A 14469-nucleotide genomic window follows, 5' to 3' on the forward strand; every position below is an offset into this window, starting at 1 on the left:
AAAGCGAACACCTGCGACTACTACATGACCACCCACTTGCTATCCGAAACGACTGAGAACCTCCTCAGCAGACAGAAAGCAATCTTGCAAGAGGATCTAACATCCGGAGCGTTTGAGAAACTGACGGCGGCGTTGCTCAGCGAGCTACTGGGAGTGACGATCGCCGTTGCCAAGTCTGGCTTCCAACATGGAGGGGACGCAGGACCAAGCGGTCGTCAAGGGCGGCGATTCCGTATCGAGACCAAACGTTACGGCGACACAACCAGCCTCAGCGCCCGCGAGTTACTCGGCGAAATCGACCACGCCGTGAAGAATGATCCCGCTATTGAGGCATGGTTTCTTACAGCCACCCGATCCGTACCGGAACAACTTGAGCAAGATCTGCTATGGAAAAGTGACGCACTCGGTCTTCCCATCGCAGTCATCGACTGGAAATCGGACGGGTTTCCAGCTCTCGCTGCGCTCTGCACTTCCGCTCCCCATGTCATCAAGACGATGGTTTCGAAGGAGGCAGGAGACCTCGCCCAAAGCTTGGCGTCGGAGGGGGAGGACGCCCTCTCATCGCTGAGACGCGATCTCGAGAGCTGGAATCTCGGTTTTGAACGCCTGCGCGCCTTGTCGCTCGAACGGCTGACCACAGTCTGGACCACGCCAACGACCTCGATGGCGGCGCTCGGTCAGGACGCGGCGGGCGGCCACCATCCCGGGACCATCCGGCGGCAACGGCCCTTCGCCGCCCTTTCCGCATGGTGGAGCGGTCGAGAGATGGTCGATGCACCGGCTGCGGTGGTTGGATGGGAAGGGGTCGGCAAGACTTGGGCGGCACTGGATTGGCTGACCGATCGGCAGGCAGAGATGCCTATCGTCCTGGTGGTTCCATCCAGTGCAGTTGCTGAGATTGCGAGTGTCTCACTTCCCGCCGTCAAACGTTTTGTCGGTGAGCGCCTATACGAGCTGACCGAAGCGCGGGACGCCAAGCATTGGCAGATGCGCTTCGATCGACTTTTGCAACGGCCCCTCGACGAGGGGCCTGTTCTTACCTTCCTGTTCGATGGCATGAACCAGGAGCCGTCTGTGCACTGGCATGGCCTCATTCGGATTTTTCAAGACACGGTATTCTCGTGTCGAGTCCGACTCATCCTGACGACCCGTCACCTGCACTTCACGGACAAGTTGTCGTCGCTACGTGGCCTGATCACAGCGCCCGAGGTCATCGCCGTCGATCCCTACGACGATGCCCCTGGCGGCGAACTCGACCAGCGCCTTAAGGCGGAAGGCTTGAGCAGAGACGATCTGCATGAAGATCTCGTCCCTCTGGCACGGACGCCGCGTCTGTTCAATCTGGTGGTCCGCTTTCGCGATCGTCTGGTGGATGCCGGCCAAGTGACTGTGCATCGGCTTCTATGGGAATACGGACGTGACACGCTGGGAGTTCGCGCGGGCAAATCATTCAGCGAGGAGGCATGGCACGACTGGCTGCAGGAGGTAGCGCGGCGATATTTAGATGGTACGCGGAACTACAATCTGTGCGAACTCGGTCAAACAGTCGCCCGCCTTGACCTGACGCCTACAGACACGTTTCGACGTCTAAGCGACATCGCCGATGCGCAGTTTGCGACAAGCAGAACTGCGACGTGCATCGAGTTCACTCCCACCCTCGTGACGCACGCGCTGGCTGCTGCCCTGCTCACCGATATCGATGAAGTTAGGGTTCAGGATCATGCTGCCGTCGAGCGACGTCTTGTGGAATGGCTCGATCCCATCCAGAGCTTGGACGAAAAGGCCGAGATTCTTAGGGCGGCGGTCTCGATTCTGCTCGAACGGGATGCCGAGCCGCCGTCTGCGATAATTTCCAGCTTTGTCTTCGAATGGCTACATTCGCAGAACATCCCCGACGAGCACCGCAGTGAGCTTGTCCGCATCGCAGCACCGCTCTGCGACGCCCTGCTTGATACGATCGGGCGGCATGGCGACGGAACGCGCACGTCCGCTAGGCTCTGGGCAGTGAACGCACTACGCTCGGTACCTCGCGCCGACATGGACACCCTAACCAAGATTGTGGATCGTGCGATCCGCTGGCTACGCGTCGTGTCGAGGGATGTAGACCCGCCGAATGGAAGGCACGTCGATTCGGAAAGGGCGCGCGCGAACCGTCTTCTGACGCGAATCGGGTCCGATGCAGATGGGGCGCGTACTGTACTAGAAGCACGTCTAGTGTTTGTCGAGCGCCACTCTGACGCCGCAGCCGCGACAATACCATCCTTACTTGAAGGTTTCCCGCTGGCGATGGCAGTGCCCGTCTTTGAGGCTGCCGCGCTAGTCATGGCGATCCGTGGACGCGTAGATTATTGGGACGCTCTCAAATGGATGTGCTTGCTTAATGACGTCGACTTCAATGCGACGGCAGGCGCACTGCGGAGGAGATCAGCCGAGATTGCCGCACTGACTCCCGAAGCCGGCATCCATCCCGAACTACCCCTCCGCATGGCTGCGTTGCTATTGTGGCTGTCGGGGAATGAGGATGACGAGGCGGCCGCCGCGCGCTTGAACCCCCAACTCGACCAAGTCTTGTCTTACGCGCGTGACTATGCGGCGAACCCCGCGGAAAGCTGGTTCATGCTGGAACGACGCCACGCCGAACAGGTTCTGAGCGATAAGGCTATCGCATTGCACCGGAGGATCGACCGGACAAAGCGCTTCTTTTCCGATCCGAACTTCTTTCCGCCGGCCGACTTCTGCAAGGAGATCCGGGAGCATGCGGCCGGCTTTGACGTTTCGGCGCTGGACAATAGCCGGTCGTATACCATCGAGAATCATGCATTCAGGGCTCTCGCACCCGTACTTGCGCGATGCGCACCGGACGCGCTTGCCCATCTCCTGCGCAGGAAAATGGCAGGGTTCGCGTCGAGGCCGGCCGAGCAACGCTACGCAACTGCGGTACATGCCCCCGAACAGCTTCTGCTGGTGAACGAAGAGTGCGCTGCGGCGGCGCGCGTGCTTCGGGTAAATCACCTGGAGCACGATGAGAACAATGAGTTACTCGCCGCCACTCGACTGCTGGTTCTCGAGATTCTAGATCTGGCTGCACCGGATCAAATCATCGCCATCATTGATACGGACCTCAAAGACCTTCTCGAGGATCTCGCCAATGTCCTTAAGCCCCTGTCGAGCGAGGAGGCCGATTCGCTCATTCGGTACTATGCTGCCGGGACAATGAAGCAGATCTCCGACTTGGTTCGGTTGCTCTCTGAATCCGCGACCGACCTGAACCAAGAGGCTTGGCAATGGTTGGCCTCCCTCGCGAGGGTCGAAGGGTTCAAGTACCGGGGCGCCGTGTTCAAGATGCTCAACGCGACCGATCCCCAACGCTTCGGCCGGGCGCTCTCGGATGCAGGCTGGAAATAGCAACCCGACGAGGATATGTGGTGCAACCACTATGGTTCTCTGGCGCTGATTGCCGGCACGTCCGGGCTCCCCTTCGAGCAGAGCATCTCATCGATCGCGCCGTGGCTTCTGCTGAGGGCGGTCGTGGTGCGTGGCGGATCGGCGGCGGATGCGCATCTCGCGGCCGAGCTCTTCGGTGCGATTCTGGGTATTCCTGTGGCGGAGGCCCCCGATCTCGGATCGGACATTTCGGTCAACAGCGAACAGCGCATGATCGACCCGTTCAGTTTTTCAATCACAATCCGGCAGGAGGGCGAAGATGATCCATTCGCCGCATTACGACTTGCGGCAATGGACCCGGAGAAGCTGCACGAAGTCCGTCAGCGGGCCGTCGACACGGCCGTGAGCCGCATCAATGCGGCCCTAACTTCCGGTGCGAGCCTCTACCTTCATAACGTCGATGCATCGGACTTCGTACCGATCATCAAGTATGAGCCGGCAGCGATCACGAGTTGGCTGGAAGGTGCAGAAAGTGTTACCGCCGACTTCAAGCGCCGTGTGTGGCTCGCTGAAGGTGTCTACCTGGCACTCTGCGACGCGCTCTTGTCTTGGTCAACCGACCAAGCTAAGACCTTATGGAATGGTCTCCGCAAGGCTCTGGTGACCCGCTATCTGGGAAAGGCGCGGGTCGACGAGACGATCAACATGCTCTTCCGTTCATCAAGCGTACCCGAAGTGCTTCGCGAGGAACTGCTCAGCCTGACCCGGACGAACACTGACCAGGGGTTGCTTGAACTCGCCATCGCAGCAAGCACGAACGGAGCGTGGGCGTGGCTCGATCAGGTTATCGCCACCGATTTGGCTTCCGGCGTCGTCTGGCGCGAGCAGCGCGCCGGCAAACTCGCCGGATTTACCACGGGCAACGACCTGCCCGTTTCTGGGGCTTGGCCCGAGGGCCAAGCGGAGGACCTCCGGACCTCCCGGCAGAGGGAGACAGCACACTGGCGGCACAAGGAAGCCTGCGCTCGACACTGGTGGAACGTCTACTGGCATGAAGCGTCCGACGTCGATGCCTATGCTGCCTGGGTGCTTTTCTTGGAAACCGCCGACCGACGGGCGTACAAGTGGATGGCCTTCAAAGAAGGAGTGGTGGACCGCGCGGCCACTACCACTCAACGGCGGCTGGCGCACTTCCGTTTGAACGAGGGCAAGCTGAAATCAGTGATGGGCAAGCAGGAAAAGCAGTTGGACCAGCAGTTCCTGGGACGAAAAATCATTGAGGGGATCGGGCCCTGGGGAAAGGAAAGCGATTGACTGCGCAGCGTATGCCCCTTTCGTCATCACGGGTCCGGAGCATGATCGAATGCGATCCGGATATTTCAATTTGCGGAGAAACCCGGCAAACCACAAAATCGCGAGCGTTGTTCCCGTCTCGACAGCCTTTTGTCCGCGATGACCGGTTTCCGTTGTTGTGTTGCCAGACGGTGCGGCACAGTGAGTGTCAGCTCAGGGTCGTGACTTGTCACTGGTTGAAGCGCGAGGGACTTTCCGCTACCAGGATCGAACGGTCACTCGTGGTCTCTCCGGCACTCACCGGTTGCGGGGCCAAGCGGCACTGGGCTGGCTCGCCCCACTGACCCGGAGAGCAGCAGTGGGGACGCCCGACGGCCGAGCCTGTGCGCCTTGGATATTGGCCGGCCGCTGATCTGCAGCCCTTCGAGCACCGCGTTCCTGCGGGACCGGATCGAAGAGAGCGGGACTCGCGACAAGCCCGGTCTCGGTCTATGGTGATCGTTCGGAGCACAGAGCAACTCCGACCGAATAGGGCTATATGCCTGAATCCGAGGAGACTCTCGAGCTTACACGGGGCGATTTGTCGAGTAGATGCGCCCCCGCCGCACCGAGATCCGCACAGCACAGGAGGCCAACCGATGACGAAGACACCGACCACCCTGCCCACCCTGTCCATCTTGCTCGCCTTGGTCGTTGCCAGTCCGAGCGGACCGATCCATGCCGACACCGCCGCTGCGCCGATCCAAACGACCGGCTCGGATCTCGGCAAAGAGCTGCGTTGGCGCGAGCAGATCGTCGACAGCCTGATGGACGGCGAGGCCGTCGATCTCACGGCCGGCGAGGCGACCTTTCTCGGGCTTTATACCGAGGCCGAAGAGGACGCGGGCCAGGGTGCGATCATCGTGCACGGCATCGGCGTTCACCCCAACTGGCCACAGGTGGTCTATCCGCTGCGCACCGCTTTACCCCGGGACGGATGGAGCACCCTCGCCATTCAGATGCCGGTCCTGGCGAACGAGGCGACCGGGGCCGATTACGCGCCGCTCATCGCCGAAAGCGCCCCCCGCCTCGCTGCCGCCGTCGCCTATCTGAAGGCACATGGCGCCGAGCGCATCGTCATCGTCGCGCACAGTCTCGGCGCCACCATGGTCAACGACGCCCTCGCCGCCCGTTCCGACGACGTCGATGCTTATGTGGCCATCGGCATGTCCAGCAGCGGACTTCAGGCCGGTCGCGACAACGTCGAATTGGTGCGCAGGATCACCATCCCGATGCTCGACCTGTTCGGCGAGAATGATCTGCCGGCGGTCATCTCGGGGGCCCGGGAACGCGCCGAGACCGCCGCTGCGAACCCCGGCTATCATCAGGTGCAGATCCCCGGCGCGGACCATTTCTTCGAGGGATATGAAGAGCCCTTGATCGAGACCGTCGTTCAGTGGCTGGACCAGACTGTGCCGACCCCGTAATGGCTGGGGACCGCCTCACGGGGCGACCGCGCAACGACGGCGACGCGGGCTTGGTGACGCGTCGACGACGCCGACTCCGAGTGAAGGGGCGTGCCCGCCTGAGGCTCGAACCGCAGGCACAGGACGACAGGCGAACGCCGGTGATCGCCATGACCGGATCTACGGAGCGTCGGGGAAGCTGATTACGTGGCAAACTCCTCCTCGTCTCCCTCCAACTCGCCCTCCTCGTCCAACACCACCACGGAAGTTGCTGCGGCATCCCCGGCGGCGATCTCCTCCTCCTTGCCTTGGCGGCGCGCGAAATCGCGGGCACGCGCTTCGATCTCGACGATGCGTCGACCGACTGAGAGGAGCTCGTTGCGCCAGGTGTAGACCGCATCGGCGCGTTGGCGGTTGCTGAGGAGGCCGCTGAGCCAGAGTGTGTCGATGCCGACGGTGAGCCGGTCGAGGGCCTGGATCAGATTGGCGTATTGGGAGAGCTGGGGCGAGGAGATGCGGAAAGTGACCCGGCTCGGGTTGGTGTAGCGCGGCACGGCGGCGATGCCGTTGGCGCTCTTCAAGACCTCCACGCGGGCGATCTCTTCGTCCAAGCGTTGTGCGAAGGCGCCGAGCAAGCCGTCGACCAGGCCCTCGACCTCTTCCATCTGTCGGGCATCGCCGATCGCGTGGAGCACCACGTCGATCCCGTAGAGGGCGCGCGCGACACGGATCAGGCTGCGGCCGACGACGCGGTGGGCATGTGCCGATTGCAGGGTGACGGGGACGTGGAATTCGGGGCGGCTGTAACCTCTCGGGGCGGGCATGGGGATGCTCTTTGCGGCTGTTCGGGGTCGCCAGCCTATTCCGACCCCGAGCGTGTTCGCACCGGTGAAAAGAGCCCGGAAACGCTTGTTTTTCGACCAGGCGGCAGCCTTGCAATCGCCCTTCGCCTGCGCTGGAATAGGTGCGCGGTAGCTGGCCGCGGCTCCCTGCGAGCCGAAACGTCCGCCCGGACGTAACAGCCGAAACCACCTCCACCCAATCGCAAGCGGTCGCTGCGAAGGCAACCTGCCTTCAGGTGTCGTCGACAGTCCTCCACGTCGATCGCGCGCCCGTCTTCGTCGAACGTTCCGCAACGCACCGACCTTACCCCGAGGATCGACGCCGCGCCCTGTCGCTGCGTGCGTGTGCACGCCCTCGTCCGAACCCCATCGATTCCCCTGTCCCCTGCGCTGCGACCGCGTCCGTGACCCGCACGGTCCGCAGCGGACAGGCGATTCACGCGTCATCCGTTCGGTTCTCCCTGCACGAGACCGACCGACGGGGCCGCTGACCCCGGGCGTTTGCCCGAATACAGCCGAAACCAGCCGCCGGCCCTGCCGGCTCACCCGTCCCGGGGAGACTGCCGCTCCCCGGGGGCGAGGTGCGTCTCCTCGGGTTCACCCACCCGATGGAGACCATACCATGGCCACGCGCCGCAGCAGCACGACCCCAGCCCTGACCAGCTCGCTCGTCCCCAGCCGCCTCCCGGTCGCCCCGAGCGTCCTCGCCGAGATCGGCCTGGACGCCGGGACCTGGGCGGTGCTTGCCGACTCGATCTTCCCCAACGCCAAGACACCCGAGGGCGTGATCCTCGCGGTGCGCTATTGCCAGGCGCGCGGCCTGGACGTGATGAAACGCCCGGTGCACGTCGTCTCCATGTGGTCGACCGCGCTCGGACGTTACGTCGAAACGGTTTGGCCCGGCATCGCCGAGGTCCAGATCACGGCGGCGCGCACCGGCCTGTGGGCCGGGCTCGACTCGCCGCGATTCGGACCGGAGCTGACCAAGACCTTCACCGGGACGGTCAAGCGCGACGACAAATGGACCGAGGTCGCCGTCACCGTGACCTTCCCCGAGTGGGCCGAGACGACGGTCTATCGAATGGTCAACGGGGTGCGCTGCCCCTTCTCCGAGATGGTCTTCTGGGAGGAGACCTATGCCCGACAGGGCCGTGCGGAGGTGCCGAACGAGATGTGGCAGAAGCGTCCGAAGGGACAGCTTCTCAAATGCGCCAAAGCGGCGAGCCTGCGGGCGGCCTTTCCCGAGGAAGCCGGCTACACCGCCGAGGAGATGGAAGGCAAGGCCATCGAAGGGCATGCCCCCGTCGACGCCGCCGTGATCGAGGGCGAGATCGTCACCGCGCAACCGACCACGAAGGAGCCGAGCGACACGGCCACCCCGAGTCCGGTCGACCAGACCTCCGTCTCCGAAACCGCCCCGGCGGATCCCGCACAGCGGGATGCCGTCATCGACGCGCAGGTGGCCAAGCAGGTCGCCACGCTCGTGGAGCGGGCCTGTAAGGTCGGCGCCTGGGGTCAGGCCGAGGACTATGCCCGCGCCCGCTTCAACGGGGCGCATCTGGCCTACGCCCTCGCCGAGTTGGAGCAGGCGGCCGCGCTGTCGGTCGTCACGAGGAAAGCCAAGACCGCCGAGGCGCCCGTCGCCGAAGCCGCCTAGCTCCCATGACCGCCACGGACGGCGGTCATTCGATTCCGATCATCCACCCCCCGGGGCACGCGCTGCCCCTCGGGGACGGTGCCCCGTTTTATTCCGGAGCACCCCATGCACGTCATCGACATCACCCAACGCACCCCCGACTGGCACGCCTGGCGTAACGCCGGGGTCTCGGCCTCCGATGCCGCGGCCGTTCTCGGCGTCTCGCCGTACAAGACGCCGTGGCGGCTGTGGGCGGAGAAGATCGGGATGCTGTTGCCCGAAGACCTGAGCGGCAATCCGATCGTACGCCGCGGCAACGCGCTCGAAGACACCGCCCGTCGGGGCTTCGAGGAACGCCACGACACCTTGCTGCTGCCGCTCTGCGGCGAGTCCGACACCCATCCCGTCATCCGCGCGTCCTTCGACGGTCTGGACAATGACGGAATCCCGGTCGAGCTCAAGGTGCCGCACGAGAGCACCTATCTGCAGGTCCTCGAGCACGGGGTCGCCTCGGAGGCCTACCGCCTCTATTGGCATCAGGTCCAGTGTCAGATCCATGTCGCCGACGCCGCCGAAGGCTGGCTGGTGTTTCATCGGGCGCCGGGCATCGCGGTCGACTTTCGCATCCCGCGCGACGAGACCTTCATCCGGGACACCTTGGTGCCGCGCTGCCTGGAGTTTCGGGCGCGCGTGGAGAAGAAGCAGGAGCCCGAACGCGATCCCGAGCGGGATCTCTACACCCCGTCCGGCACGGACCTCGAGACCTGGACCCGGCTGTCCGGGGAGTACCGCACGCTCGCCGCCGAGAAGGCCAAGCTCGACGCCGCGCTCAAGACCCTGAAGTCGGGTCTGGACGGCATCGAGTCGCAACTGTTCGCCTTGCTGGGCGACTTCGCGATGGGCGAGAGCGCCGGGCTGCGGGTCCTGCGCTACGCCGTAGCCGGAGCGATCGACTACAAGGCCGCCCTTGCGGACGTTGCGCCCGATGTCGATCCGCTGCGTCTGGAGCGCTATCGCCGCGCGCCGTCCGACCGGGTCAAGATCACGACCCTGAAGGATGGCACGGCAAGCGTTGCGTTCGACGCGGCCGCGCTCGACGCGATGCAGGATCCCGCGGAGACGGAGCACGGCTTCTACTTCTGACCACGCGGATCCAGGCCCATGGACGGGCCTGCGATTCGCGTACGCCATCCGATCCCGCAGTCCAAGACACCCCGGCCCCGGCCGGCGGCTGTCCCGTCCCGACCGACAAAACCGCGGTCTCGATCGGACAACCGAATGACGTGATGTCCCTGCCGGACATGACGACTCCGCGAGCTGAACGGGCCGACTCTCGGCGACACAGCCAACCCCAGTCCTCTGCAACCCAAGCCCCCCGGGGAGACCTGCGCTCCCCCCACGGGAGGCGTGCGTCTCCTCGGGATCACCCACCCGATGGAGACCACACCATGACCGCCAGCCAACGTTTCGATGTCGCGACCACCTTCAACGTCAAGGCCCGTCCGGGTCTGGAAGTGATCGGTTTCGCCGACGACACCCACCCGCACATCCCGGTGCGCAAGCCCTACGTCTTCAGACCCGAGCTGCTGCGCGACGTGCTGGCCTTCCTGCACGATGCCGGCGGCGACGGCCTGTTCCTGACCGGACCGACCGGATCGGGCAAGACCAGCCTGATCCTGCAGATCGCCGCCCGGCTCGCCTGGCCGGTGCAGTCGGTCACCTGCCACGGGCGCATGGAGCTGGCGGCCCTGGTCGGCCAATTCGTGTTGGTGGAGGGCAGCACCCGTTTCGTCCACGGACCCCTGTCCACGGCGGCGCGCGACGGGCACCTCCTGGTGCTCAACGAAACCGACCTGATGGACCCGGCCGAGCTGGCGGGTCTGAACGACATCCTCGAGGGCCATCCGCTGGTGATTGCGGAGAACGGCGGGGAGGTGATCCGGCCCCATCCGAAGTTCCGGGTCGTCGCGACCGGCAACACCGCCGGTGCCGGCGACCGCTCGGGACTCTCCCAAGGGGTGCTGCGACAGAACCTCGCCTTCATGGACCGTTTCCGGGTGGTGCAGGTCGGCTATCCGGAGCCCGAGACGGAGCAGGATCTGATCGCCGCGGCGGTCCCGAAGCTGCCCGCGGAGATCATCGCGAAGATGATCCTCGTGGCCGAGGAGGTACGGCGCCTGTTCCTGGGCGCCGGGACGGAATCCGGGGAGCTGACCGTGACCATGAGCACCCGGACCCTGGTGCGCTGGGCCACGCTGAGTCTGGCGTTCAAAGGCGCTCCGAACGTCTTCGAGTATGCCCTGCAGCAGTCCTTGACCGCCCGCGCGGAGCCGGAGCAGCGCGAGGCGATCCACCGGATCGCCGCCGATGTCTTCGGCGACTACTGGGGTGCGAAACCGTGAGCCCGCTGTTTCGGCTCTATCGCTACGACCACGGCGACGGGACCGCCAAGGAATGGGCCTACGCCGATCTCGGCAACGGGACGGCGCAGATCCGTTGGGGACCGGCCGGTCGTCTGCGGCAAACCCAATCCAAGCCGTTGCCGATCGCCCTCGAGCGGGCACGCGAGAAGACGCTCAAAGGCTACGTCGCCGTCGGCCGGGCGGACATCGATGCGACCGGGGCTGTCGTGCTCCTGTCTCGGGACGGTCCGGATCAGCGGGTGACTCCCGGCGGACCCGCAACGCCCAAGCTCGACCCCAAGCCAGCCCGCGACATCGCCGCCCTCTTGGGCGCAGATGACGGCGGGTTTTACTTCTAAACCATCTCGACACACGGCCGACCGCGGCGCACGTCTTCGCCGCGAGGCGATCGCGTGCGTCCCGGTTCGCCCGGGAGCCCACCGATGCACACGATCACCCACGTCACCGACCGGATCACTCTGGTCATGTTGAACGTCGCCATCTGGTCCGGACGCAAGAAACTGCGCGCCGAGGACCTGAAGCTCGGCACCGAAGTCCCGCCCGAGGAGCTGGTCTCCTTGGGATCGAAACGGGTCTGCGACCCCGAGCCGCTCAAGATCTTTCACCGCATCAAGAAGGGTGCGGAGCGCACCTGCCTGCAGGTCGGAACCCGCTTTCTCGGCGGGTTTGCCGTACCGCATGCCCGTGCCGAGTCGATCGCCGAGAAATTGGCGGTGCTGAAGGTCGAGTTCGACGCCGAAACACAGTCCTTCCTGGCCGGTTACGACCGGGCGTTGGAGGAGTGGATCTCCAATCTGCCCGCCTGGGAGGAACCGATCCGTCGGGCGATCGAGCCGGCGGAGATCGTCGGCACGCGTCTGCGTTTCGGCTACCAGATCGTGCGGATCGCCCCGGCGGAGCAACCGGGGACGCTGGAGGAGGAGGTCCACGGGCTCGGCGACGGCATCTTCGCCGAAGTCGAGCAGATGGCCCGCGAGCTCGAAGGCAGCTTCGAGGGCAAGGAGAAGCTGCATCGCCGTGCGCTCGGCACCTTCCGGCGCATCCGCGAGAAGCTCGCCTGCCTGTCCTTCGTGGACCGGCGCATCCATCCGGTGGTGGACACCCTCGATGACTGGTTCGCCCGCCTGCCGGACGGCCCGATCGAAGGCCCGATCTTCAACGAAGGCATGGGGCTCGCACTGCTCCTCGCGGATGCCAAGCGCATGGCGCGCCACGGGGCGGGCCAGTGGGCGGTGCAGCAGGACGGCGAGCCGAACGACAGCGACATGGCATCGGACGCCACGCCGACCGAGGTCACGCCGTTGCCGCTCGCCGTGCAGTCCGCGATGGACTTCGAGGCCGAGATGGACGCCTTGTTCGGCGATGTGCCGATTGAGGCCGAGACAGGCTCCGAAGCGCGGCTCAACCAGCCGGACAACCCGCCGGAGCCCGCGTTCTCCAGGCCCGTCGAGGAGACGGTCGCGGACGTCGAGGGCTTCTTCTTCTGAACCGACCCTGAACCCGAGCCGGCGCATCCGCGCCGGCTTCCCATCAATCCACCCGACCGGGGTACACCGACCCCGCCGGGGTGGTGTGCCCCTTCTTTCACTCAGGAGCACACCATGACACCCAAGACCTTGACCGACGCACTGCCGATCGTCGCCGCCGCCTACGGGCGCAAGTTCGGTATCCCCGTAAGGGTCGGCGGCACGCAGGCCCTCACCGACGGGGGCGTGATCGTCATTCCCGCGATCGGGACCGACCCGACGGCTCGGACGCTGGCGTGGGGCTATCTGGCCCACGAAGCGGCCCATGTCCGCTATACGGACTTCGCCCTGCCGAGGGCACACACGCCGCTGGAGCGGTTTATCCAAGGCGTCATCGAAGACATCCGGATCGAGGGCGAGCTGATCGCCGTCTATCCGGGGACCCGCAGGACGCTCGACGCGGTCGTGGCCGCTCTGGTAGCCGACGGGTCGTTGTCGGCGGTCTGCGAGACCGAGCCTCCGTCCGACATCCTCGGCAACGGGTTCCTCGCCCTGGCCCGGCATCGCTACCGCAAGCAGGAGGCGCTGGCGAGCCACGCCAAGGAGGCCGACCGCGTCATGCGGACGGTCTTCCAAACACGCTTCGTCCATCGGCTGCAGGGACTCATGTCCGAGATCCCGCGGCTGGCGAGCACGGCGGCGTCGATCGACCTCGCCCGGAGGATCGTCGGGTTGATCGAGGAGGAATCGCAAGAGCCGCCGCCTCAGGCGCCGCAACAGTCCGACGCGGAGCGCGACGCGGGCTGCGACCCGGAATCCGATCCTGACGCCGGGAACGGAGCGGGGCAAGACGACGACGATGCTCAGGAAACGTCCACGGACAGTCCGTCCGGAGACGACGCCGAAAAGGGTGATGCCGGAGACGGAGGATCCGAGAACGGCGCATCGGCAGGCGATGGAGGAGAGGATCGGGACGAGGAGGACGAAAAGGGCCAAGACGGTCGAAGTACCGACTCCGGGACAGGCTCGTCCGAACAGAGCCTGAACCAGGGTCGAGAGACCGAGCAGACCAACGACCCCGACAGCACCACGACAGGCAACGACGCCGGCCGTGCACTGCAGCAGGCGCTCTCCGCCACCGACGCCGACCTTCCGGAGGATCTCTTCGCGTCAGTCGCCCAAGCTCTGAACGGGCAACACCGCGATCCGGCGACGCTGCTTCCCGCAGCGGAGGCGTACCTCGGGGACGTGCAATCGGGACGGATGGCCCTGGACCGCGTCAAGGGACACTCCGCGAAGCTCGCCGCACGTCTACAGGGCTTGATCGAGACCCACACCCTGGAACGCGCCCGAGCGGGTCGTCGCGGACGATCCTTGAGTCCACGTCACCTGCACCGCGCCGGTGTCGGCGACCCACGGGTGTTCCGGATCCGGGAGCAGGCGATCGCGCCGAATACGGCGCTGCATCTGCTGGTGGATCTGTCCTCGTCCATGAGTGCAGGCCGAGATGCGATCGCGTTGGATGCCGCCGCGGCGTTGGCGTTGGCGCTGGAGCCCGTCAAAGGCGTCTCGCGCGCGGTGACGGCGTTCCCGAGCCTGCAGGGTCACGCGGAGAAGGTGACTCGGATCCTGACGCACGGCGAGCGGACGGCGTCCCGCGTCGGGGCGTTCGTCCAACGCGGTCGCGGCGGCACGCCGATGACCGGGGCGCTGTGGTTCGCCGCAGCGGATCTGCTGGCCCGTCGCGAGACTCGCAAGGTGATCATCACCCTCACCGACGGAGAACCCGACGACAGGCGCACCGCCGCCGACCTGATCGAACGGGCCGGCGCGGCCGGCATCGAGATGATCGGCGTGGGCATCGCCGTGGACGTCGGGCGTCTGTTCCCGATCGCCGTGCGCATCGATGCCGTAGCGGACCTGAAGAGCGCGCTGTTCGGGATTGCCGAGCAGCTTCTCCTGACCTGAACTGACCCCAGC

General features: G+C 65.2%; 10 protein-coding genes. 9 read left to right on the plus strand and 1 reads right to left on the minus strand.

Going from position 1 to position 14469, the window contains the following annotated elements:
* The first annotated feature begins 24 nt into the window (after positions 1-24).
* The 3 genes from AADX97_RS00275 to AADX97_RS00285 all read left to right on the plus strand — a co-directional run bounded on the left by AADX97_RS00275 (position 25) and on the right by AADX97_RS00285 (position 6143).
* Positions 25-3405, plus strand: a complete 3381-nt coding sequence (locus AADX97_RS00275) for a hypothetical protein (RefSeq protein ID WP_374232909.1) — start codon at positions 25-27, stop codon at positions 3403-3405.
* 15 nt (positions 3406-3420) lie between these two features.
* Positions 3421-4698: a hypothetical protein gene (locus AADX97_RS00280; RefSeq protein ID WP_374232908.1), complete on the plus strand. Its 1278-nt coding sequence runs from the start codon at positions 3421-3423 to the stop codon at positions 4696-4698.
* 617 nt (positions 4699-5315) lie between these two features.
* Positions 5316-6143: a DUF3530 family protein gene (locus AADX97_RS00285; protein WP_374232907.1), complete on the plus strand. Its 828-nt coding sequence runs from the start codon at positions 5316-5318 to the stop codon at positions 6141-6143.
* 182 nt (positions 6144-6325) lie between these two features.
* Here AADX97_RS00285 and AADX97_RS00290 read toward each other — a convergent pair whose 3' ends face one another.
* The gene (locus AADX97_RS00290) at positions 6326-6946 is read right to left on the minus strand and encodes a plasmid stabilization protein (RefSeq protein ID WP_374232906.1); all 621 of its coding nucleotides are present in this window, start codon (positions 6944-6946) and stop codon (positions 6326-6328) included.
* 640 nt (positions 6947-7586) lie between these two features.
* Here AADX97_RS00290 and bet point away from each other — a divergent pair.
* The 6 genes from bet (at position 7587) to AADX97_RS00320 (ending at position 14457) form a co-directional block, all read left to right on the plus strand.
* Positions 7587-8621, plus strand: coding sequence for a phage recombination protein Bet (gene bet / locus AADX97_RS00295; RefSeq protein WP_374232905.1), 1035 nt, complete (start codon positions 7587-7589; stop codon positions 8619-8621).
* A gap of 105 nt (positions 8622-8726) precedes the next feature.
* Positions 8727-9743 carry a YqaJ viral recombinase family protein gene (locus AADX97_RS00300; protein ID WP_374232904.1) on the plus strand — a complete coding sequence of 339 codons (1017 nt, stop codon included), beginning with the start codon at positions 8727-8729 and terminating at the stop codon, positions 9741-9743.
* A gap of 305 nt (positions 9744-10048) precedes the next feature.
* Positions 10049-11002 carry an AAA family ATPase gene (locus AADX97_RS00305; RefSeq protein ID WP_374232903.1) on the plus strand — a complete coding sequence of 318 codons (954 nt, stop codon included), beginning with the start codon at positions 10049-10051 and terminating at the stop codon, positions 11000-11002.
* Complete coding sequence (locus tag AADX97_RS00310; RefSeq protein ID WP_374232902.1) at positions 10999-11361, plus strand: hypothetical protein; 363 nt, start codon at positions 10999-11001, stop codon at positions 11359-11361. The genes AADX97_RS00305 and AADX97_RS00310 overlap by 4 nt, the downstream gene beginning before the upstream one ends.
* An 84-nt stretch (positions 11362-11445) precedes the next feature.
* Positions 11446-12510, plus strand: a complete 1065-nt coding sequence (locus tag AADX97_RS00315; RefSeq protein WP_374232901.1) for a DUF3150 domain-containing protein — start codon at positions 11446-11448, stop codon at positions 12508-12510.
* Positions 12511-12624: 114 nt separating this feature from the next.
* On the plus strand, positions 12625-14457 hold the full coding sequence (locus AADX97_RS00320) for a VWA domain-containing protein (RefSeq protein ID WP_374232900.1): 1833 nt from the start codon (positions 12625-12627) through the stop codon (positions 14455-14457).
* The last annotated feature ends 12 nt before the right edge of the window (positions 14458-14469 follow it).

The organism is Thiocapsa sp. C2-2m (assembly GCF_041903745.1).
Lineage (GTDB): Bacteria > Pseudomonadota > Gammaproteobacteria > Chromatiales > Chromatiaceae > Thiocapsa > Thiocapsa roseilacustris.

Excerpts from the sequence above, each read along its gene's own strand:
- bet (WP_374232905.1), top strand. The coding sequence starts at position 7,587 with ATGGCCACGCGCCGCAGCAGCACGACCCCAGCCCTGACCAGCTCGCTC.
- AADX97_RS00285 (WP_374232907.1), top strand. The coding sequence starts at position 5,316 with ATGACGAAGACACCGACCACCCTGCCCACCCTGTCCATCTTGCTCGCC.
- AADX97_RS00275 (WP_374232909.1), top strand. The coding sequence starts at position 25 with ATGACCACCCACTTGCTATCCGAAACGACTGAGAACCTCCTCAGCAGA.
- AADX97_RS00305 (WP_374232903.1), top strand. The coding sequence starts at position 10,049 with ATGACCGCCAGCCAACGTTTCGATGTCGCGACCACCTTCAACGTCAAG.
- AADX97_RS00320 (WP_374232900.1), top strand. The coding sequence starts at position 12,625 with ATGACACCCAAGACCTTGACCGACGCACTGCCGATCGTCGCCGCCGCC.
- AADX97_RS00280 (WP_374232908.1), top strand. The coding sequence starts at position 3,421 with ATGTGGTGCAACCACTATGGTTCTCTGGCGCTGATTGCCGGCACGTCC.
- AADX97_RS00300 (WP_374232904.1), top strand. The coding sequence starts at position 8,727 with ATGCACGTCATCGACATCACCCAACGCACCCCCGACTGGCACGCCTGG.
- AADX97_RS00290 (WP_374232906.1), bottom strand. The coding sequence starts at position 6,946 with ATGCCCGCCCCGAGAGGTTACAGCCGCCCCGAATTCCACGTCCCCGTC.
- AADX97_RS00315 (WP_374232901.1), top strand. The coding sequence starts at position 11,446 with ATGCACACGATCACCCACGTCACCGACCGGATCACTCTGGTCATGTTG.